Annotated in this window: 22 protein-coding genes; 14 read left to right on the plus strand and 8 right to left on the minus strand. The window is 71.5% G+C overall.

The window, feature by feature from the left end:
• Positions 1–151: 151 nt before the first annotated feature.
• Genes ACIBST_RS18000 through ACIBST_RS18010 form a run of 3 tightly spaced genes read left to right on the plus strand, consistent with a single transcriptional unit; the run spans position 152 to position 1,675 of the window.
• On the plus strand, positions 152–679 hold the full coding sequence (locus ACIBST_RS18000) for an RNA polymerase sigma factor (protein ID WP_397172845.1): 528 nt from the start codon (positions 152–154) through the stop codon (positions 677–679).
• Positions 672–1,031, plus strand: coding sequence for a hypothetical protein (locus tag ACIBST_RS18005; protein ID WP_397172846.1), 360 nt, complete (start codon positions 672–674; stop codon positions 1,029–1,031). The genes ACIBST_RS18000 and ACIBST_RS18005 overlap by 8 nt, the downstream gene beginning before the upstream one ends.
• Complete coding sequence (locus ACIBST_RS18010) at positions 983–1,675, plus strand: hypothetical protein (protein WP_397172848.1); 693 nt, start codon at positions 983–985, stop codon at positions 1,673–1,675. The genes ACIBST_RS18005 and ACIBST_RS18010 overlap by 49 nt, the downstream gene beginning before the upstream one ends.
• On the opposite strand, the gene ACIBST_RS18015 is transcribed toward ACIBST_RS18010, so the two are convergent.
• The gene (locus ACIBST_RS18015; protein WP_397172849.1) at positions 1,672–2,115 is read right to left on the minus strand and encodes a hypothetical protein; all 444 of its coding nucleotides are present in this window, start codon (positions 2,113–2,115) and stop codon (positions 1,672–1,674) included. The genes ACIBST_RS18010 and ACIBST_RS18015 overlap by 4 nt on opposite strands.
• Before the next feature lie 81 nt (positions 2,116–2,196).
• On the opposite strand from ACIBST_RS18015, the gene ACIBST_RS18020 reads away from it, so the two are divergent.
• A complete protein-coding gene (locus ACIBST_RS18020) occupies positions 2,197–3,078 on the plus strand; it encodes a proline dehydrogenase family protein (protein WP_397172850.1) in 882 nt (293 codons plus the stop codon).
• 39 nt (positions 3,079–3,117) lie between these two features.
• Entirely contained in the window at positions 3,118–3,912 is a 795-nt protein-coding gene (proC, locus tag ACIBST_RS18025) for a pyrroline-5-carboxylate reductase (RefSeq protein WP_397172852.1), read from the plus strand.
• A 70-nt stretch (positions 3,913–3,982) separates the two neighbouring features.
• Here the strand turns inward: proC and ACIBST_RS18030 are convergent, their stop codons facing one another.
• From ACIBST_RS18030 to ACIBST_RS18045, 4 genes are all read right to left on the minus strand, one after another.
• A complete protein-coding gene (locus ACIBST_RS18030; RefSeq protein WP_397172853.1) occupies positions 3,983–4,726 on the minus strand; it encodes an ABC transporter permease in 744 nt (247 codons plus the stop codon).
• Positions 4,723–5,613, minus strand: a complete 891-nt coding sequence (locus tag ACIBST_RS18035) for an ABC transporter ATP-binding protein (protein ID WP_397172855.1) — start codon at positions 5,611–5,613, stop codon at positions 4,723–4,725. The genes ACIBST_RS18030 and ACIBST_RS18035 overlap by 4 nt, the downstream gene beginning before the upstream one ends.
• Before the next feature lie 81 nt (positions 5,614–5,694).
• Positions 5,695–6,354, minus strand: coding sequence for a response regulator (locus tag ACIBST_RS18040; protein WP_397172857.1), 660 nt, complete (start codon positions 6,352–6,354; stop codon positions 5,695–5,697).
• A complete protein-coding gene (locus ACIBST_RS18045; protein ID WP_397172858.1) occupies positions 6,351–7,448 on the minus strand; it encodes a sensor histidine kinase in 1,098 nt (365 codons plus the stop codon). The genes ACIBST_RS18040 and ACIBST_RS18045 overlap by 4 nt, the downstream gene beginning before the upstream one ends.
• Positions 7,449–7,605: 157 nt before the next feature.
• Between ACIBST_RS18045 and ACIBST_RS18050 the strand changes: the two genes are divergently transcribed.
• From ACIBST_RS18050 to ACIBST_RS18090, 9 genes are all read left to right on the plus strand, one after another.
• Complete coding sequence (locus ACIBST_RS18050; protein ID WP_397172860.1) at positions 7,606–8,769, plus strand: acetoin utilization protein AcuC; 1,164 nt, start codon at positions 7,606–7,608, stop codon at positions 8,767–8,769.
• A 52-nt stretch (positions 8,770–8,821) separates the two neighbouring features.
• Positions 8,822–9,604 (plus strand): phosphatase, encoded by a 783-nt coding sequence (locus ACIBST_RS18055; protein WP_397172862.1) that lies wholly within the window; start codon positions 8,822–8,824, stop codon positions 9,602–9,604.
• Between the two features lie 312 nt (positions 9,605–9,916).
• On the plus strand, positions 9,917–10,120 hold the full coding sequence (locus tag ACIBST_RS18060) for a helix-turn-helix domain-containing protein (RefSeq protein WP_026214222.1): 204 nt from the start codon (positions 9,917–9,919) through the stop codon (positions 10,118–10,120).
• Between the two features lie 175 nt (positions 10,121–10,295).
• The gene (locus tag ACIBST_RS18065; protein WP_018654693.1) at positions 10,296–10,394 is read left to right on the plus strand and encodes a 30S ribosomal protein bS22; all 99 of its coding nucleotides are present in this window, start codon (positions 10,296–10,298) and stop codon (positions 10,392–10,394) included.
• A gap of 22 nt (positions 10,395–10,416) precedes the next feature.
• Entirely contained in the window at positions 10,417–11,412 is a 996-nt protein-coding gene (locus tag ACIBST_RS18070; RefSeq protein WP_352325265.1) for an NAD-dependent epimerase/dehydratase family protein, read from the plus strand.
• Positions 11,409–12,308, plus strand: a complete 900-nt coding sequence (locus tag ACIBST_RS18075; protein WP_397172863.1) for a lysophospholipid acyltransferase family protein — start codon at positions 11,409–11,411, stop codon at positions 12,306–12,308. The genes ACIBST_RS18070 and ACIBST_RS18075 overlap by 4 nt, the downstream gene beginning before the upstream one ends.
• Before the next feature lie 71 nt (positions 12,309–12,379).
• Positions 12,380–13,165, plus strand: coding sequence for an SDR family NAD(P)-dependent oxidoreductase (locus ACIBST_RS18080; RefSeq protein ID WP_352325267.1), 786 nt, complete (start codon positions 12,380–12,382; stop codon positions 13,163–13,165).
• Between the two features lie 58 nt (positions 13,166–13,223).
• Complete coding sequence (locus tag ACIBST_RS18085) at positions 13,224–13,805, plus strand: RNA polymerase sigma factor (RefSeq protein WP_397172865.1); 582 nt, start codon at positions 13,224–13,226, stop codon at positions 13,803–13,805.
• A gap of 2 nt (positions 13,806–13,807) precedes the next feature.
• The gene (locus tag ACIBST_RS18090; protein WP_397172867.1) at positions 13,808–14,821 is read left to right on the plus strand and encodes an LCP family protein; all 1,014 of its coding nucleotides are present in this window, start codon (positions 13,808–13,810) and stop codon (positions 14,819–14,821) included.
• A 13-nt stretch (positions 14,822–14,834) separates the two neighbouring features.
• Here ACIBST_RS18090 and ACIBST_RS18095 read toward each other — a convergent pair whose 3' ends face one another.
• The 3 genes from ACIBST_RS18095 to ACIBST_RS18105 are packed head-to-tail and all read right to left on the minus strand — an operon-like array spanning position 14,835 to position 16,992.
• The gene (locus tag ACIBST_RS18095) at positions 14,835–15,704 is read right to left on the minus strand and encodes an HAD family hydrolase (protein ID WP_397172869.1); all 870 of its coding nucleotides are present in this window, start codon (positions 15,702–15,704) and stop codon (positions 14,835–14,837) included.
• Positions 15,705–15,726: 22 nt separating this feature from the next.
• The gene (locus ACIBST_RS18100) at positions 15,727–16,368 is read right to left on the minus strand and encodes a DUF5667 domain-containing protein (protein WP_397172870.1); all 642 of its coding nucleotides are present in this window, start codon (positions 16,366–16,368) and stop codon (positions 15,727–15,729) included.
• A 60-nt stretch (positions 16,369–16,428) separates the two neighbouring features.
• The gene (locus tag ACIBST_RS18105) at positions 16,429–16,992 is read right to left on the minus strand and encodes a sigma-70 family RNA polymerase sigma factor (protein WP_357966288.1); all 564 of its coding nucleotides are present in this window, start codon (positions 16,990–16,992) and stop codon (positions 16,429–16,431) included.
• Between the last annotated feature and the right edge of the window lie 168 nt (positions 16,993–17,160).

Below are 17,160 nucleotides of genomic sequence, written 5' to 3' on the forward strand. Positions count from 1 at the left end.
TGAGTCGGTTGGACTCAAGCTACGGATTCGTGTCGTCTTTGTCAAACGACTTGAGCCTACCCGACTCAACCCCTCTGAGCGTGACACCATTCCCGGCGATCGGGCAACAACCACCGTGATTCCACACAACACGCGTAACGGGGGCGGGCGCTTGGCAGTTCCACCCGATCGCGGGGCGGACCTGTTCGACCTGCACTTCGCCGAGATCCACCGGTACCTCGCCCGCCGCCTCCCCGAGGACGTGGCCGACGATCTGGCCGCCGAGGTGTTCGTCATCGCCCTGGGCGGCGGGCACGACCCGTCCCTGGGCGAGCCCAGGCCCTGGCTGTACGGGATCGTCACCAACCTCGCCGCCCGCCACCGCCGCAGCGAGGTCAGACGGTGGCGGGCCATCGGCAGGGCGGCCGGCCGCCAGGACGCGGGCCACGAGGAGGACGTCCTCGACCGCGTGGACGCCGCCCGCTTCACCCGGCCGCTCGCCAGCGCCCTGGCCGCGCTCAAGCAGCGCGACCGCGACGTGGTCCTGCTGGTCGCGCTGGGCGGCCTGTCCCACGCCGAGGTCGCCGCCGCCCTGGACATCCCGTACGGAACCGTCGCGTCCCGGCTCAACAGGGCGCGCAGGCAGCTTCGCAAGGCGCTCGGCGCCGCCAACCCGTTCAAGGAGGACCTCGATGGATGAGCTGGACCTGCTCGGCCGCGCGCTGCCCGCCGCCCGGCCGCCGTCCCCCGAGGTCGTGGCGCGCGCCCGCGCCCGCGCCGAGGCCGCCCGCGCGCCGCACCGGCCCCCGCACCGGCCCCCGCACCGGCCCCCGCACCGGCCCCCGCCCCGGCCCCCGCGCCGGTCCCGGGCCTGGACGGTGGCCGGGCTCGCCACGGCGGCGGTCGTGGCGCTGGTCTTCTCGCTGGCCGCCGCCCTGCGCCCGGATGCCGCGCCGGTGCTGGCCCCGCCGCGCAACCAGGCGCGCTCGACCTGGCCGACAGGGTGGCGCGGCTGCCCGTCGCGACCGGCCGGTACTGGCACTACTCCGTGACCGTCACCACGCGCAGGAAGAACGGCCGCATGGAGGTCGGCCGGCGGGAGCAGTGGTTCCCGCGGGACCACTCCGCGGACCCCGTGCTCCGGTGGTCGCGGACGGAGGGGAAGCCGGACTGCCGGTACAGCCGGCACCGGGGCGTCCCCGGAGTCGTCCCGCTCATGGTCGCCACGATGACGCTGAAGGACGTCGCGGCCCTGCCCGCCGGGGAGGAGGAACTGCGGAAGAGGCTGCGCGCGCTGCACGCCCGGAACCGCGAGCTGGGCTCCGGGCGGTCGTTCGAGCAGTTCCTGCCCTACGGCCTCGGCCAGTTGCTGACCCTGCCGCTGCGGCCCGGCCAGCGGGCCGCGGTGCTCCGGCTTCTGGCCGCCCTGCCCACCACCGACGTGCGCGGCGTCGTCCGGGATCCCGAAGGCAGGCCGGGGCTGGAGGTGCGCACCGAGCCGGAGTCGTGGCGCTTCTTCGCCGACCTGGCATCCGACGTGCTGGTCCTCGACCAGAGCAGCGGCGAGCCGCTCGCCACGTCCGCCCGCAAGGCCAGGGCCGCGGGGGACGTGCCGGTCGCCGTCACGTACCTGCCGGGGAACGGCTGGACCGACGCGTACCCGGCCGTCCCCGAGGGCTGCCGGCGGCTCTCCTAGGGCTTCGCGCCGTCCACGAGCTTGCGCTTGCCGAGGGCGTGCTTGAGCTTGACGGTGGTGGTCTTCTCCACGGCCAGCATGATGCAGGAGACGTTCCTGGCCTTGGGGGACGTGCCCTCGTACAGGGTGACGGTGACCTTCTTGGCGGTCTCCTTGACCTTGACCCTGTCCAGCACGGTGCACGGCTCCACCCCCGACCACCAGGTGAGCCTGACCTGCTTGCCGCGTGCGACGGCCGTGGCCTTGGTCCAGCGGACCTTGTGCACGTTGATGGCGTCGCCGGTGGGCCTGACCGGCTCGGGGGCCTTGCTGGGGGCGGTGGTGACCGGCGTCACGACGTGCTCGGCGGGCGTCTGCGGCAGCGGACGGGCGGCCGGCGGCGATGTGGCACAACCCGTCGCGAGCACCAGAGAACCGGCGAGAAGAGTCGCTTTCGTCATTGTGCGCATATCCCTAAGACGAAAAGGGCAGGTCCGCGGTTCAGCGATATACCCGGGAAGTGGGCGGTTAGTGTGGGTCACGTGCTCCGTCAGGCAATGCTCGCCGTCTCCAAGAGCGAACGCGCCGAACGCGTCATCACCACATCGCCGCTGACCAGGGACGTGGTCAAGCGATACGTCGCCGACGACGTCGGCGCGGTCATCCGCGGGCTGTCGCACGAGGGCCTGCTCGTGACAGTCGACCACCTGGGCGAAGAGGTGACCGACCGGAGACAGGCCGAGGCGGCCGTGCGCGAGTACCTGTCGCTGCTCGACCGGCTGCCGCCGGGCGGCGACGCCTCGGTCAAGCTGACCGCGCTCGGGCTCCGGCTGTCGGAGCAGGTCGCGCTCGACAACGCGGCCACCATCTGCGAGGTGGCGGCCGCCCGCGGCATCACGATCACGCTCGACGCCGAGGAGCACGACACGATCGGCGGCCTGCACTTCGTGCACGCCACCCTGCGCAAGGAGCACCCCGACGTCGGGATCGTGGTCCAGGCGTACCTGCCCGACGCGCTCGAACGCTGCGAGAAGCTGGCCGGCGCCCGCGTACGGCTCTGCAAGGGCGCCTACACCGCCCCCGGCGCCTACAGCAGGCCGGCCGACATCGACCGATCGTTCGTGCGCTGCCTCAAGATCCTCATGGCGGGCACCGGCTACCCCATGATCGCCACGCACGACCCCAGGATGATCCAGATCGCCTCCACCCTGGCCGTGCTCGACGGCCGCGACGTCAACGGCTTCGAGTACCAGATGCTGTACGGCGTGCGCCCCGGCGAGCAGCGCCGTCTGGCCGGGCTCGGCGGCCAGGTGCGCGTGTACGTCCCGTACGGCGCCGACTGGTACGCCTACCTCATGCGCCGCCTGGCCGAACGCCCCCGTAACCTGGCGTTCTTCCTCAGGTCGCTGCTGTCGCGGGGCTAGTAGGCTGGGCCGGCGTCCGTTCCCCTTCGAGAGGTCGAGATGATCGCGATTCTGGGCACCGGCAAGATGGGCGAGGCCCTGCTGTCCGGGCTGCTGCGCGCCGGGTTCAAGCCGGGCGACATCATGGCGACCAGCCGCCGTCCGGAGCGGGCGCAGGCGCTGCGCGAGACCTACGGCGTGCGCACGGTCGGCAACGCCGAGGCGGCCAAGTCGGCCGACACCCTGATCCTGGCCGTCAAGCCCCAGGACATGGCGACCCTGCTGGCGGAGATCGCCCCCTACGTCCCGGCCGACCGCCTGGTCATCACGGCGGCGGCCGGCATCACCACCGCCTTCGTGGAGCAGCGGCTCGGCGTCGAGGTGCCGGTGGTCCGGGTCATGTCCAACACGCCGATCAAGTTCGACGAGGCGATGAGCGTGATCTCGGCGGGCGCGCACGCCGGCGAGGAGCACCTCAAGCTCACCGAGGGCCTGCTCAAGCCGGTCGGCAAGGTGCTGCGCATCCCCGAGTCCCAGCAGGACGCCGCGACCGCGCTGTCCGGCAGCGGCCCCGCCTACTTCTTCTACCTGGTCGAGGCCATGGTCGACGCGGGCATCCTGCTCGGCATGCCGCGGGCCGCCGCGCTCGACATGGTCACGCAGTCGATCGTCGGCGCGGCCGTGATGCTGCGCGACTCCGGGGAGCACCCGGTGATCCTGCGGGAGGCCGTCACCTCGCCGGGCGGCACCACCATCGCGGCCATCGCCGAGCTGGAGCGCCACAGCGTGCGCGCCGCCTTCCTGGCCGCCATCGAGGCCGCCCGCGACCGGGGCCGCCAGCTCGCCTCGGGCTGACCGGCGGCGGGGGAGCGCGGTCGCCTCGAAAGCTGACCGGCGGCGGGGGAGCCCGGCCGCAGGGTGCGGCTCAGGCGTCCCGCCGCTGCATGAGCACGGCCCCCGCCACCACCGCGGCGGCCACCCACAGCGCGTAGACGCCGAGCCCGCTCCACGGTCCGAGCGGGTTCCCGGGCTGGTCCAGCACGATCTCCAGGCCGGCGTTGGTGGTGAAGTGGTCGGCGACGGCCTTGCCCCACTCGCCGGGCAGCGCGCTGGTGAGCTGCGGCAGCACCAGCATCAGCGCGATGGCCGAGACGATCGCGCCCGGCGTGTGCCGGATCAGCGTGCCGAGCCCCAGCCCGAACAGGCCGCAGGCGGTGAGGTAGAGCCCGGCCCCGAACACCGACTGCGCCACGGTCCCCGGGTCGACCGAGCCCGGCCGGAGGATCGCCAGGCCGACGGCCACCGCGGCGGCCGCCGCGACCGTGGAGACGACCAGCGCCGTCACGGTGAACACCACGATCTTGCCGGTGAGCAGCCTCATCCGCCTCGGCACGGCCAGCAGCGACGTGCGGATGCCGCCGGTCCGGTACTCGCTGGAGATCACCAGCACGCCCAGCGTGGCCATGGACAGCGAGGCGAACATCAGACCGGTCAGGCTCGTCATGACGGCCTGGTCGCCGGTGATGGGCTGCCCACCGGCCGTGGCCCTGGACGCCACCGACAGCAGCCCGCCCAGGCCGATCATGAGCAGGGCGGTGACGGCGAGCGTCCACACCGTCGAACGCACCGAGCGGATCTTGGTCCATTCGGACCTCAGGATGTTGGTCATGACGAGTACTCCACACTGTCCTTGGTGAGCTCCATGTACGCCGCTTCGAGCGAGGGCTGCACGAATGTCAGCTCCTCCAGGGGGATCCCGGCCCGAGCGGTCAGGGTGCCGATCTCCAGCGTGCTCATCGCGGTGACGCGCAGGTGGTCGGGGTACAGGTCGCCCACCTTCACCAGCTCGGCGACCTCGGCCAGGCGCGGCGAGCGCACCCGTACGTAGCCCTGCGAGCTGCGCCCGATGAACTCCTGCACGCTCGTATCGGCGATCAGCCGGCCCCGGCCGATCACGATCAGGTGGTCGGCCGTCTGGGCCATCTCGCTCATGAGGTGGCTGGAGACGAACACCGTCCGCCCTTCGGCGGCCAGCTTGCGCATGAACGTGCGGATCCACAGGATGCCCTCGGGGTCGAGCCCGTTGACCGGCTCGTCGAAGAGCAGGATCTCGGGGTCGCCGAGCAGCGCGGCCGCGATGCCCAGGCGCTGCGACATGCCGAGCGAGAAGCCGCCGATCCGCCGCCGCGCCACCTCGCGCAGGCCGACGGCCTCCAGCACCTCGGTCACCCGGCCCGCCGGGATGCCGTTGCTCTGGGCGATGGCCAGCAGGTGGTTGCGGGCGCTGCGGCCGCCGTGCACGGCCTTGGCGTCCAGCAGCGCGCCCACCTTGCGCAGCGGGTGCCGGTGCTCCTGGTACGGCCGTCCGTCCACCAGCACGGACCCGCTCGACGGCCGGTCGAGGCCGAGGATCATCCGCATGGTCGTGGACTTGCCGGCGCCGTTGGGCCCGAGGAACCCGGTCACCTGGCCGGGCTCGACGTCGAACGACAGGTCCGCGACGGCGTGGGTGGCGCCGTAGCGTTTGCTCAGGTTGGTTGCGCGAATCGCCGTCATGCCACCAAGCGTGCCGCCGGGGCCCGCCGTTCTCTTCGGCCGTGAGGACGTTCTTGCCGGTGACGGCCTGGGAGCCTGGTCCTAGTCTCCAGGTTTGATCAGCGCCGCCTCGTACGCGACGATCACGGCCTGCGCCCGGTCCCTGACCCCGATCTTGGCGAACAGGCTGGTCACGTGGTTCTTGACGGTCGAGGGGGAGACGGCGAGCTGCCCGGCGATCTCGGTGTTCGACCGGCCTCTGGCGATCAGTACGAGGATCTCCCGCTCGCGCTCGGTCAGCGCGTCCAGCACGGGCGGCGCGGGCGCGGCCGGCGGCCTCGACGCCCGGACGAACGTGCCGATCAGCCGGGTCAGCAGCCGCGGCGCGACCGCCGACTCGCCCCGGTGCACCACGCGGACGCCCTCGATCAGCTCCTCGGGGGAGACGTCCTTGGGCAGGAAGCCGTCGGCGCCCGCCCGCAGCGCCGCGACCACGTTCTCGTCCAGGTCGAACGTGCTCAGCGCGAGCACCCGCACGCCCGGCAGCTCCGAGGTGATCATCTCGGTCGCCCGCACGCCGTCGAGCCCCGGCATGTGCAGGTCCATCAGCACCACGTCGGGACGCAGCCGCCGGCTCAGCTCGACGGCCAGCTCGCCGTCGCCGGCCTCGCCCACCACGGACAGGTCGGGCTGCGCGTCGAGCATCAGCCGGAACCCCTTGCGGACCAGCTCGTGGTCGTCGACCAGCAGCACCGTGATCATGTTGCCTCCAGGGGGATGCGGGCGTGCACCCGGAATCCTCCCCCGGGGCGCGGGCCGGTCGTGAGCCGGCCGCCGCACAACGCGACCCGCTCGGCCATGCCGCCCAGCCCGAACCCCGGCGTGCCGCCCTGCTGCGGCACGCCGTCGTCGAGCACCTCCACCTCCACCGCCTCGGACCCGTAGGCCAGGCGCACGCTGGCCCTGGCGCCGGACGCGTGCTTGCGGGTGTTGGTCAGGGCCTCCTGCACGATCCGGTAGACGGCGTGGTCCACGGCCGTGGGCAGCGTCACCGGCTCGCCCGTGACGGTCAGGCTGGCGGGCAGCCCGGCGCTCCTGGCCTCGCCGATGAGCGCGGGCAGCCGGTCGGCCCCCACGCCGGTCGCGGCGTCCGGGCCGTCGTTGCCGTCGGCCCGCAGCACGTGCAGCAGCCGGCGCATCTCCGACATCGCCTGGCGGGCGGTCTCCTGGGCGCTCTCCAGCGCCTCCCGGGTGACCTCCTGCTCGGGCGCGAGCGTCGCCCGCGCGCCGCCGACCAGGGCGTTGATCACCGTGATGTGGTGCGCGACGACGTCGTGCAGCTCCCTCGCGATGCGCCGACGCTCGGCCTGCACGGCGGCGTCGGCGGCCGCCCGCCTGCCCCGCTCGTGCAGCTCGGCCCTGGTCTTGACCAGCGCGCCGATGCCGGCCGGGATCGCGACGACGAAGGCGCCGGCCAGGAACTGCCCGATGCCCGGTCCCTTGATCTCCATCACCGTGCCGTAGGCGGCCATCCCCACGGCCGTCATGACCAGCGACGGGCGGCCGGAGGAGTGGCGCGCCAGGCTGTAGAACGCGATCGCCTCCGGGACGGTGGCCGAGGTCACCAGTCCGGCCGCGATGCCGATCACGTCGAACGCCGTGACGGCCCCGGCCACCAGCACCGGCCTGCTCCGGCGGACGAGCAGCAGCACGCTGGTCAGCAGGAAGTGCGCCGACCCCAGCGCCCCGTCGACCCCCGTCTGGACGGACGACAGGATCAGCCCGAGGCCCGCGAACAGGGCGAGCACGACCACGATCGTGGTGTCGAAAACCCGGGGACGTCGGAAGAAATTCAAGATTCTCAGGAAAGGTCGCGCCCAGCGCACCATAAAACACTAAGTCACGAAATTTCTGATGCGACCCAGGCCGTCCCCGACGATCACCCGGGCTACAACCGGAACAGGGCGCTGCGGTAACGTCGGCGCAAGGTGAGGGACGCGCGGAGGGCGGGGCATGAGCCGAACGGCACGAGTCATCTGGGACGACGCTCTCACCTCCTACAACTTCGGCCCGAGCCACCCGCTGGCGCCCATCAGGGTCGAGCTGACGATCGCGCTCGCCCGCTCGCTCGGCGTCCTCGACAAGGTCGAGATGGCCGGCTGCGCGCCCGCCGGCGACGACGAGCTGGCGCTGGTGCACGACCGCGGCTACATCGAGGCGGTCAAGGGCGTCTCCGTGGCCGGCGTGCCCGACCTGCGGGCGGGGCTCGGCACCACCGACAATCCTGCCTTCAAGGGCGTGCACGAGGCGTCCGCGCTGATCGCGGGGGCGTCCCTGGCGGCGGCGCGCGCGGTCTGGGAGGGCCGGGCCGAGCACGCGGTCAACGTCGCGGGCGGGCTCCACCACGCCATGCCGGCCGCGGCCAGCGGCTTCTGCGTCTACAACGACCCGGCCCTGGCCATCGCCTGGCTGCTGGAGCAGGGGGCCACGCGGGTGGCCTACGTCGACGTCGACGTGCACCACGGCGACGGCGTGCAGGCCGTCTTCTACGACGACCCCCGGGTGCTGACGATCAGCCTGCACGAGAGCCCGCGCACGCTGTTCCCGGGCACCGGCTTCCCGCACGAGACCGGCGCGGATGGCACGGCCGTCAACGTGGCGCTCCCGGCCGGCTGCGGCGACTCCGGCTGGCTGCGCGCCTTCCACGCGGTCGTGCCGCCGCTGCTGCGCGAGTTCGGCCCGCAGATCCTGGTCACCCAGCACGGCTGCGACAGCCACGCGCTCGACCCCCTCGCCAACCTCATGCTCAGCATCGACGGCCAGCGCGCCGCCTACGCCGCCCTGCACGACCTGGCGCACGAGACGGCGGGCGGCCGGTGGATCGCGGTGGGCGGCGGCGGTTACGAGCTGGTCCAGGTCGTGCCGCGCATCTGGACGCACCTCATCGCCGAGGCGGCCGGCCATCCCGTCGATCCGGCCACGCCCACCCCCGAAGCCTGGCGCCAGTACGTCAGGGAGCGCACCGGCGAGACGCCCCCGCTGACCATGACCGACGGGCGCAATCCGGAATTTCACGACATCTCCGGCGGTTATGACCCAGCGGACCCCATCGACCGTGCGGTCATGGCGACCCGGCAGGCGGTGTTCCCCCTGCACGGCCTCGACCCGATGCCCTGACGACTGCCCTCACGACGCCTGACGTCCTCGATGCCCCTGATGAGGAAGACCTGTGCTGAGCCGCGACGAACTCCGCCGACACCTGATCCACAGCCGCATCGCCGGTGACGTCGCGACGTCGCGCGAGAACAACCTCGACCACTACAGCTCGCTGGCCAACCGCGACCCGTACTACATGCTCGGCCTGACGTTCGAGCAGCCGTGGACCTTCCGGGACGTCCTCGACCTGATGGCCAAGTCGGCCGGCGTGGTCGCCGACCCGGGCCACCGCCGGGGCCAGGACACCATCGACGCCGACCTGACGATCGACGCGATCGACGCCATGGCGGCGCGCATCGCGTCGGTGCTGTCGCGGCCGTCCCCCCGGGTGCTGTTCGCCACCGGCCACCCGACCGGGCTGCTCGCCGTCCACCTGCCGCTGGCCAGGTTCGCCGTCGAGCGCGGCGCGACCCTGCTCACCCCGGCCGAGGGCTGGACGTACGCCGGCTCCGGCTTCGGACGCCCGCGCCGCATCCGCTACCTCCAGGACGTCGCCATGCTCGACGACCGCGGCGGCTTCGTGCACACCCACGACTCGGCCCCGATGCGGCACATGCTCGACGAGCTCGAAGGCGAGCTGCCCGACCTGGTGATCGCCGACCACGGCTGGGCGGGGGCGGCGGGCGAGGCGGGCGTGCCGACGGTGGCCTTCGCCGACAGCAACGACCCCGGCCTGTTCCTCGGCGAGGCCGAGGGAAAGATCGACGTCGTCGTGCCACTCGACGACAATGTGCTACCCCGCTATTACACTCCGCTGACCGAGCGGTTGGTCACTCTGGTCTCACGAGCCCTTTGAGTCGAAAACGGCCCTCCGCATACCGTCTTTTCGCGCCTGCATTCCAAGGGGCTCGCTGTCCCTTTGCCAACTTTTGACGGGGCTTGGGCGACTCTTATGTGTGACAACTTGGACAGTTCCAAGGTCCAGGCGAGGTGCTCGGCCTGGCTGCTAACCAGCGACTTTACTGGTCCGGCTGACAGGTGGCTCCGCGGACTGAGAAAATAGGGGGTTTGCGCACCCGGAGTCCCGACTTACGCTGACGGCAGTACACGTGCGTGAGCAATGGCACCAGTGGGGATAACCCGGAAACACGTGCGGAAGAGGCGTCCGATGGGTGCAGGCGAAAGACCTCTCAGCGAGGTGAAGTTCCTGACCGTGGCTGAAGTCGCGACGGTCATGAGGGTGTCCAAGATGACGGTGTACCGGCTCGTCCACTCAGGGGAGCTGCCGGCCATCCGAGTTGGCCGGTCCTTCAGAGTGCCCGAGCAGGCGGTCCACGACTATCTGCGGGAGGCCTACATCGAGGCAGGTTGAAGTAGCGGCGCGCCCGAACGCGCCGTGAATTCGGTCGCGGGAGAGGCCCGGCCTGCGCACCACGAGGCCGGGCTCTCACCCCCCAAGGGGCGATCTACCTCGGATCGCCGGTAGTCTGTGACCCGGTGTGCGCTCGCACATCGATTCAGACTTGCTATCAGTACCTGGGGGTCCCGTGGGCTCTGTGATCAAGAAGCGCCGCAAGCGGATGGCCAAGAAGAAGCACCGCAAGCTGCTCAAGAAGACGCGCATCCAGCGGCGTAACAAGAAGTAACCGACGCAGCTGCGAGGCGCTGATGACCCACACCGTGCTTGTCACCGGGGTCTCGCGCCACATAGGCGCCCGGGTGGCGAGCGTCCTCGCGGCAGACCCGGAGATCAGCCGCGTCATCGGAGTGGACACCGTGCCGCCCCCCTCGCTGACGCGGGACGGCGGCATCACTCTGGGCCGGACGGAGTTCGTCCGGGTCGATCTGCGCAGCCCCGACATCGCTGAGGTGATCGCGGCCGCGGACATCGACACCGTTGTGCACATGAGCCTGGTCAGCGCCCCGTCCAAGGGCGACGGCAGGGCTGCCATGAAGGAGCACAACGTCATAGGCACCATGCAACTGCTCGGTGCCTGCCAGCGGTCGTCGACCGTGCGGCGCGTGGTGGTGCGCTCCACCACCGCCGTCTACGGCTCGTCCCCACGCGATCCGGCGGTGTTCACCGAGGACCTGGAACCGCATGTCGGTCCGGTCCACGGCTACGCCAAGGACGCGGCGGAGGTCGAGGGCTACGTGCGCGGTTTCGCGCGCCGCCGCCCCGACGTGACGGTGTCGCTGCTGCGCTTCGCCAACTTCATGGGTCCGGGCGTCGACTCGCCGCTCACCCGTTACTTCACCCAGCCCGTCCTGCCGACGGTGTTCGGCTTCGATCCGCGGTTGCAGTTCGTCCATGAGGACGACGCGGTCGAGGTGCTGCGCAGGATGGCGAACGAAGACCACCCCGGCACGTTCAACGTGGCCGGGGCAGGCGTGTTGCTGCTGTCGCAGTGCGCGCGCCGGGCCGGGCGGGCGTCGCTGCCGCTGTTCGCGCCCGTCTTCCGCACGCTCGGCAACACCGTGCGCAGGCTCGGCCTCGTCGAGTACTCGCCCGAGCAGCTGCGGCTGATGAGCTACGGCCGGGCGGTCGACACCGCCAGGCTGGAGGCCGAGCTGGGCTGGCGGCCCAAGTACACCACCGCGGCGGCCTTCGACGACTTCGTGCGTTCGCGGGGTATGCATCCGTTCGGAGGTGTGCGTCCGTGAGCGTGCCGCACGAGCAGGAGGGCCGGGTGATCCCGATCAGCGCCGCGCCGTCCTTCGAGGAGCCCGATCCGCTGGCCCGGCTGCTGGCGTTCGTCCGCCGGCGCATCACCGGCGAGTACGAGGTCGACGAGTTCGGCTACGACCCCGAGCTGACCGACAAGGTGCTCCTTGAGCTGATCAGGCCGCTCTACCACCGCTGGTTCAGGGTCGAGACGGCCGAGCTGAAGAACGTGCCCGCCGAGGGCGGCGCGCTGGTGGTGGCCAACCACTCCGGCACGCTGCCGATCGACGCGCTCATGATGCAGGTCGCCCTGCACGACGAGGCGGGCCGGGCCGTCCGCCTGCTCGGGGCCGACCTGGTCTACCAGCTCCCGCTGCTCGGCCACCTGTCCCGCAAGACCGGCCACACGCTGGCCTGCCCCGAGGACGCCGACCGGCTGCTGCGCAAGGGCGAGCTGGTCGGCGTGTTCCCCGAGGGCTTCAAGGGCGTCGGCAAGCCGTTCTCCGAGCGCTACAGGCTCCAGCGGTTCGGCCGGGGCGGGTTCGTGGCCTCGGCGATCCGCGCGGGCGTGCCGATCGTGCCCACGGCCATCGTGGGGGCCGAGGAGATCTATCCGAAGATCGGCGACCTGAAGTTCCTGGCCCGCATCCTCGGCGTCCCCTATCTGCCGATCACGCCGTTCTTCCCGCTGCTCGGGCCGCTCGGGCTGGTGCCGCTGCCGTCCAAGTGGATGATCGAGTTCGGCGAGCCGATCCGCACCGACGAGTACGAGCCCGCCGCGGCCGACGACCCGATGCTGGTGTTCAACCTGACCGACCACGTGCGCGAGGTCATCCAGCAGATGCTCAACGAGTTGCGGCTGCGCAGGGGGCCGGCCTTCCCGCCGTTCCTGTGAAGGGTGCAACCGGTCGCGCCGGGCCGGTGTTCTGCGGGTGTAGTCACTGACACCCGAGAGGAACCTCTTCGATGGATCTCCAGCTTTCCGGCCGCGTGGCCGTGGTCACCGGCGCGTCCAAGGGCATCGGCCTGGCCGTCGCGCGCACCCTGGCGGAGGAGGGCGCGCACGTCGTGGCGGCCTCGCGGACCGCGCCCGACGCCAAGGTGACGCACGTCGCGGTGGACCTGATGGACCCGCAGGCGCCCGCCCGGGTGATCGCCCGAGCCGTCGAGGAGTTCGGCGGGGTGGACATCCTGGTCAACAACGCCGGCGGCCCGCCCCCCGGCGTGACGCTGCCCCGGGTCGGGTTCATGGCGCCGGGCGACGACGACTGGCAGGCCATGTTCGAGTTCAACCTGTTCGCGGCCGTACGGATGATCCGCGCGGCCGTGCCCCTCATGGTGGAGCGCGGCGGCGGCTCCATCGTGAACATCTCCTCCGGCTCGGCCCGCCAGCCCGGTGCCATGAACGTGGACTACGGCGCGGCCAAGGCCGCCATGAACCACGTGAGCAAGGCCGTCTCGGAGGAGTACGGCCCGCAGGGCGTCCGGGTGAACACGATCTCGCCCGGCCCGGTGCTGACCGACTGGTGGACCAAGGACGGCGGCGCCGCCGACGTCATCGCCGGGATGGCAGGCGCCTCGAAGGAGGACGTCATCGCCCAGGTCGCCCCCGGCATGATGAAGCTGGCCACCGGACGCCTGGTGAGCCCGCAGGAGATCGCCGACATGGTCGCCCTGCTGGTCTCGCCGCGCTCGGGCAGCACGACCGGCGCCGACATCGCCGTGGACGGCGGGTTCCTCAAGGAGATCTGAACCCTCCCGGCGGGTTGTGGCAAGACATCCGTGACCGATTCTCCACAGAAGGGCGGAGATGATCACGCAACCCGCCACCAGGGGGGCGGACTCGGAGCTCGTGAGCGCCTCCCTGACCGAGCCGGAGGCGTTCGCCGCGCTGTTCGACCGCTACTCCGCCATGCTCTACCGGTACGTCTCCAAACGCCTCGGCCCTGAGCCCGCCGAGGACCTCGTCGGCGAGACGTTCCTCGTCGCCTTCTCCCGCCGCAAGAGCTACGACCTGTCCTGCCCCGACGCCAGGCCGTGGCTCTTCGGCATCCTCACCAAGCTCATCTCCCGCCACCACCGCAAGGAGGCGGCGCGTTACCGGGCGTTCCTGCGGACCCCGCCCGACCAGGACGTGGAGTCGCCCGCCGACCGCGTCGCCGCGGGGGTCACGGCGCAGGCCAGCCGTCCCCGCCTGGCGGGCGCGCTGGCCGCGCTGCCCGCCAAGGACCGGGACGTCCTGCTGCTGATCGCCTGGGGCGACCTCACCTACGAAGAGGTCGCCCGGGCGCTCGGCATCCCGATCGGAACCGTGCGCTCCCGCCTCAACAGGGGCAGGCGGAAGGTACGGGCCGCGCTCGGCGACACCAACCCCATGCTGGAGGAGGAGTGACCATGGACGATCTGCGGATGCTCCGCGACCTCGGCGGGGAACTGGAGCACGAGCCGCCCCCGACGCTCGCCCGCCAGCGCGACCGCCTGCTGCGGGAGCGCCCGCGCCGCAGATGGACCGCCTACTGGACGGCCGGCCTGGTCGCCGTGGGCACGGCCGCGGCCGTCGCGGTGCCGACCATGCTGGTCAACGGCAACACCGTGGCCGGTCCGTCGACGGGCGCCCGGCCGGTCGACATGACCGGCGCCCGCAACATCCTGGTGATCGGCTCCGACACGCGCGGCGGACCGGGCAACGCCAAGTACGGCCCCGCCCTGGCCAGGACGCCCGACAAGGGCGGCAGGCGCTCCGACACCATCCTGCTCGTGCACGTGCCCGCCGACCGCGGCCAGGCCGTCGGGATCAGCGTGCCGCGCGACTCGATCGTGCAGATCCCGTCGTGCGGGTCGGACCCGGCGCGCAAGGACATGATCAACTCGGCGTACGACAGCGGGGGAGCGGGCTGCCTGAGGAAGACGCTGGAGAAGCTGACCGGCGTACGGGTGGACCACACCGTCGAGGTCGACTTCGCCGGCTTCAAGGGCATGGTGGACGCGCTCGGCGGCGTGCAGATCACGCTCAGATCCCCCGTGGACGACAAGGCGTCGAAGCTGAGACTGCCCGCGGGCAAGGTCATGCTCGACGGCGAGAGCGCCCTCGGCTACGCCCGCCTGCGCCGCTACGGCGACGGCTCGGACGTCCAGCGGATCAAGCGGCAGCAGATCCTGCTGCTGGCGATGCTGAAGAAGGCGAGGAGCACGGTCGCCGACCCGGCCCGGCTGCGCGGCTTCCTCGGCGAAGTCCGCAAGTCGGTCAGGACGGACCTGAGCCTGGAGGCCATGGTCGAGCTGGCCAAGAGCATGCCCGCCACGCAGGTGGCGTTCGCCACCGTGCCCTGGAAACCGGCCCAGGACGACCCCAACCGGGTCGAGTGGCAGCAGCCGGACGCCCAGAAGCTGTTCGACCGCCTGCGATGACCGGCGCGGGCGGCTAGTGGGAGCGGTAGTGCCTGCGCAGGGCGATGCCCGCTGCCACGCCGCCCGCGATCGCGCCCACCCCGGCCGCGATCGGCAGAGCGGTCATGGTGGCCTTGCGGCCGGTACGGAAGTCCTTGACCGGCCAGTCGTGCTTCCTGGCGTGCTCGCGCAGCTCGCTGTCGGGGTTGATCGCCACCGCGCTGCCGACCAGCGACAGCATCGGCAGGTCGTTGGCCGAGTCGCTGTAGGCCGTGCAGCGGGTCAGGTCGAGCCCTTCGCGGCGGGCCAGCGCGCGCACCGCCTCGGCCTTGGCCGGGCCGTGCAGCAGGTCGCCCACCAGATGGCCGGTGTAGACGCCGCCGGCCGTCTCGGCGACCGTGCCGAGCGCGCCGGTGAGGCCGAGCCGCTGGGCGATGACCCGGGCCAGCTCGACGGGCGTGGCCGTGACGAGCCAGACCCGCTGGCCGGCGTCGAGGTGGCTCTGCGCGAGCGCGCGGGTGCCGCCCCAGATGCGGTCGGCCATGACCTCGTCGTAGATCTCCTCGCCGAGGCGGACGACGTCGTCGACCTTGGCGCCCGCGACGAAGGCGAGCGCGGTCTCCCGGGCGACCGCGATGTGCTCCGGGTTCTCGTTGCCGCGCAGCCGGAACACGGCCTGGCCGACGGCGAACTTCAGCAGATCGGACGTGGTGAACATGCCGCGCGTGGCCAGCCCGCGGGCGAAGTGGTAGATGGACGCGCCGCGCATCATGGTGTTGTCGACGTCGAAGAAGGCCGCCGCCTCCAGGTCGGGTTCGACCGGCTCGGCAGGCGCGACGGTGACCGCCGCCCGCGCCGCGGCCTCGCCGGCGGCCTCGGCCCCAACCTCGTGTCGTCGTCGCATTAGCCGCCACATGCGGTTCAGCTTACCTAGCCGGTGCGACGAGCCCCTCGATGTAGTCGAGGTAGCCGGCGGCCTGTCCCTTCTGTGCCTCGTTGAGGTGGTCCAGCATCGGCTCGACCGTCTCCCGCTGCTTCTGGGCGAACTTCTTGATCTTGGACGAGCGGGGCTGCGTACGCGTCAGCCGGCTGATCCCGGAGCGGGTGGAGTCCTCCATGTCCTTGAGCGTCTGGCCGACCAGCGGGCTGTCGGTGGACGAGCCGAGCAGGCTCGCGACCTCCTTGGCGCGCGTCTCGGCAGAGGCCAGCTCGCGCTCGCCGCGCTGGGCGTCGTCGGTGCTCAGGTGCACGAGGGTGCTCTCCGCGGCCCTCTTGAGCGGGTAGAGCGTGTCGCCCGGGACCGCCTGGTACGTGGCGAAGGAGGCCACCATCATGGCCCCCGCCAGCCCCAGCGTGGCGACCTGGGACAGCAGCGGACGACGCCGCCGGCGTACGGACGTGACCGGCGCGCGCTCCTCGTCGGGGGCCGTCAGCAGCAGGCGGCCGGAGACCAGGTCCTCGCGCAGGCGCTCGCGGAAGGCCGGCTCGGGCCCGCCGCCCAGAGACGGGCCGTGCAGCTCCGTGAGACGCTCGATGACGAGCTCCCGCCGCCTGCGCGCCCTACTCATGACAGCTCCCTGAGGGATCCAGCCGTGACAACTGGCCTAACGAGGTGCGGGTGGGAGAGGTTACGCCAGGTCGTGCTTGAGTGCCCTGGCGAGCGTTCGGATGGCCCGAAACTGCAGCGCTTTGATCGCTCCACTCTTCTTCCCCATGATCAACGCGGTTTCCGCGAGCGAGAGGCCGTGCAGGAAGCGCAGCACCACGCATTCCTGCTGGTCGGGATTGAGATCGCGGACGGCGCGCAGCACCCGGTCGTTCATGATGGCCGTGACCACCGCGTTCTCCGGGATGTGCGCGCCTTCGAGCGGCACGTCGATCAGCTCTCCCGTCGGGATCTCCAGTCGGTAGCGGCCGGATTTGAAGTGGTCGGCCACCAGGTTCCTGGCGATGGTGACGAGCCAGGCGCCGAAGTCGCGGCCCTGCCAGGTGAAGTCGCCGATCCTGCGCAGCGCGCGCAGGAAGGTCTCGCTGGTCAGGTCCTCGGCGAGCTGGTGGGAGCCGACCCGGAAGTAGATGTACCGGTAGACCAGGTCGACGTAGCGGTCGTAGAGCGTGCCAAAGGAGTCCGTGCATCCGTTCTTGGCGTGCAGCACCAGGGTGCGGATGTCGTCGGGCACTTCTTCGCGCACGCCAAGCTCGCCCGTCCGGGCAGGTCCAGCGACCGCTGGAGCAAGCAGCCCGGCGAACGGCCACGAATCAGGCATCCGGTATCCCTAGGGGTCAGGGGTGCGGCGTGCTCGAATACTCTAGAAATCAACTGGAAATTCCACAATCCGCGCCTGCTGGCCTGGCTACGA

This window comes from Nonomuraea sp. NPDC049684, assembly GCF_044465345.1.
Lineage (GTDB): Bacteria > Actinomycetota > Actinomycetes > Streptosporangiales > Streptosporangiaceae > Nonomuraea.

Coding starts and splice junctions, on each gene's coding strand:
- ACIBST_RS18090 (WP_397172867.1), top strand. CDS start 13,808: ATGGACGATCTGCGGATGCTCCGCGACCTCGGCGGGGAACTGGAGCAC.
- proC (WP_397172852.1), top strand. CDS start 3,118: ATGATCGCGATTCTGGGCACCGGCAAGATGGGCGAGGCCCTGCTGTCC.
- ACIBST_RS18030 (WP_397172853.1), bottom strand. CDS start 4,726: ATGACCAACATCCTGAGGTCCGAATGGACCAAGATCCGCTCGGTGCGT.
- ACIBST_RS18040 (WP_397172857.1), bottom strand. CDS start 6,354: ATGATCACGGTGCTGCTGGTCGACGACCACGAGCTGGTCCGCAAGGGG.
- ACIBST_RS18070 (WP_352325265.1), top strand. CDS start 10,417: ATGACCCACACCGTGCTTGTCACCGGGGTCTCGCGCCACATAGGCGCC.
- ACIBST_RS18035 (WP_397172855.1), bottom strand. CDS start 5,613: ATGACGGCGATTCGCGCAACCAACCTGAGCAAACGCTACGGCGCCACC.
- ACIBST_RS18050 (WP_397172860.1), top strand. CDS start 7,606: ATGAGCCGAACGGCACGAGTCATCTGGGACGACGCTCTCACCTCCTAC.
- ACIBST_RS18015 (WP_397172849.1), bottom strand. CDS start 2,115: ATGACGAAAGCGACTCTTCTCGCCGGTTCTCTGGTGCTCGCGACGGGT.
- ACIBST_RS18005 (WP_397172846.1), top strand. CDS start 672: ATGGATGAGCTGGACCTGCTCGGCCGCGCGCTGCCCGCCGCCCGGCCG.
- ACIBST_RS18095 (WP_397172869.1), bottom strand. CDS start 15,704: ATGCGACGACGACACGAGGTTGGGGCCGAGGCCGCCGGCGAGGCCGCG.
- ACIBST_RS18060 (WP_026214222.1), top strand. CDS start 9,917: ATGGGTGCAGGCGAAAGACCTCTCAGCGAGGTGAAGTTCCTGACCGTG.
- ACIBST_RS18100 (WP_397172870.1), bottom strand. CDS start 16,368: ATGAGTAGGGCGCGCAGGCGGCGGGAGCTCGTCATCGAGCGTCTCACG.
- ACIBST_RS18080 (WP_352325267.1), top strand. CDS start 12,380: ATGGATCTCCAGCTTTCCGGCCGCGTGGCCGTGGTCACCGGCGCGTCC.
- ACIBST_RS18085 (WP_397172865.1), top strand. CDS start 13,224: ATGATCACGCAACCCGCCACCAGGGGGGCGGACTCGGAGCTCGTGAGC.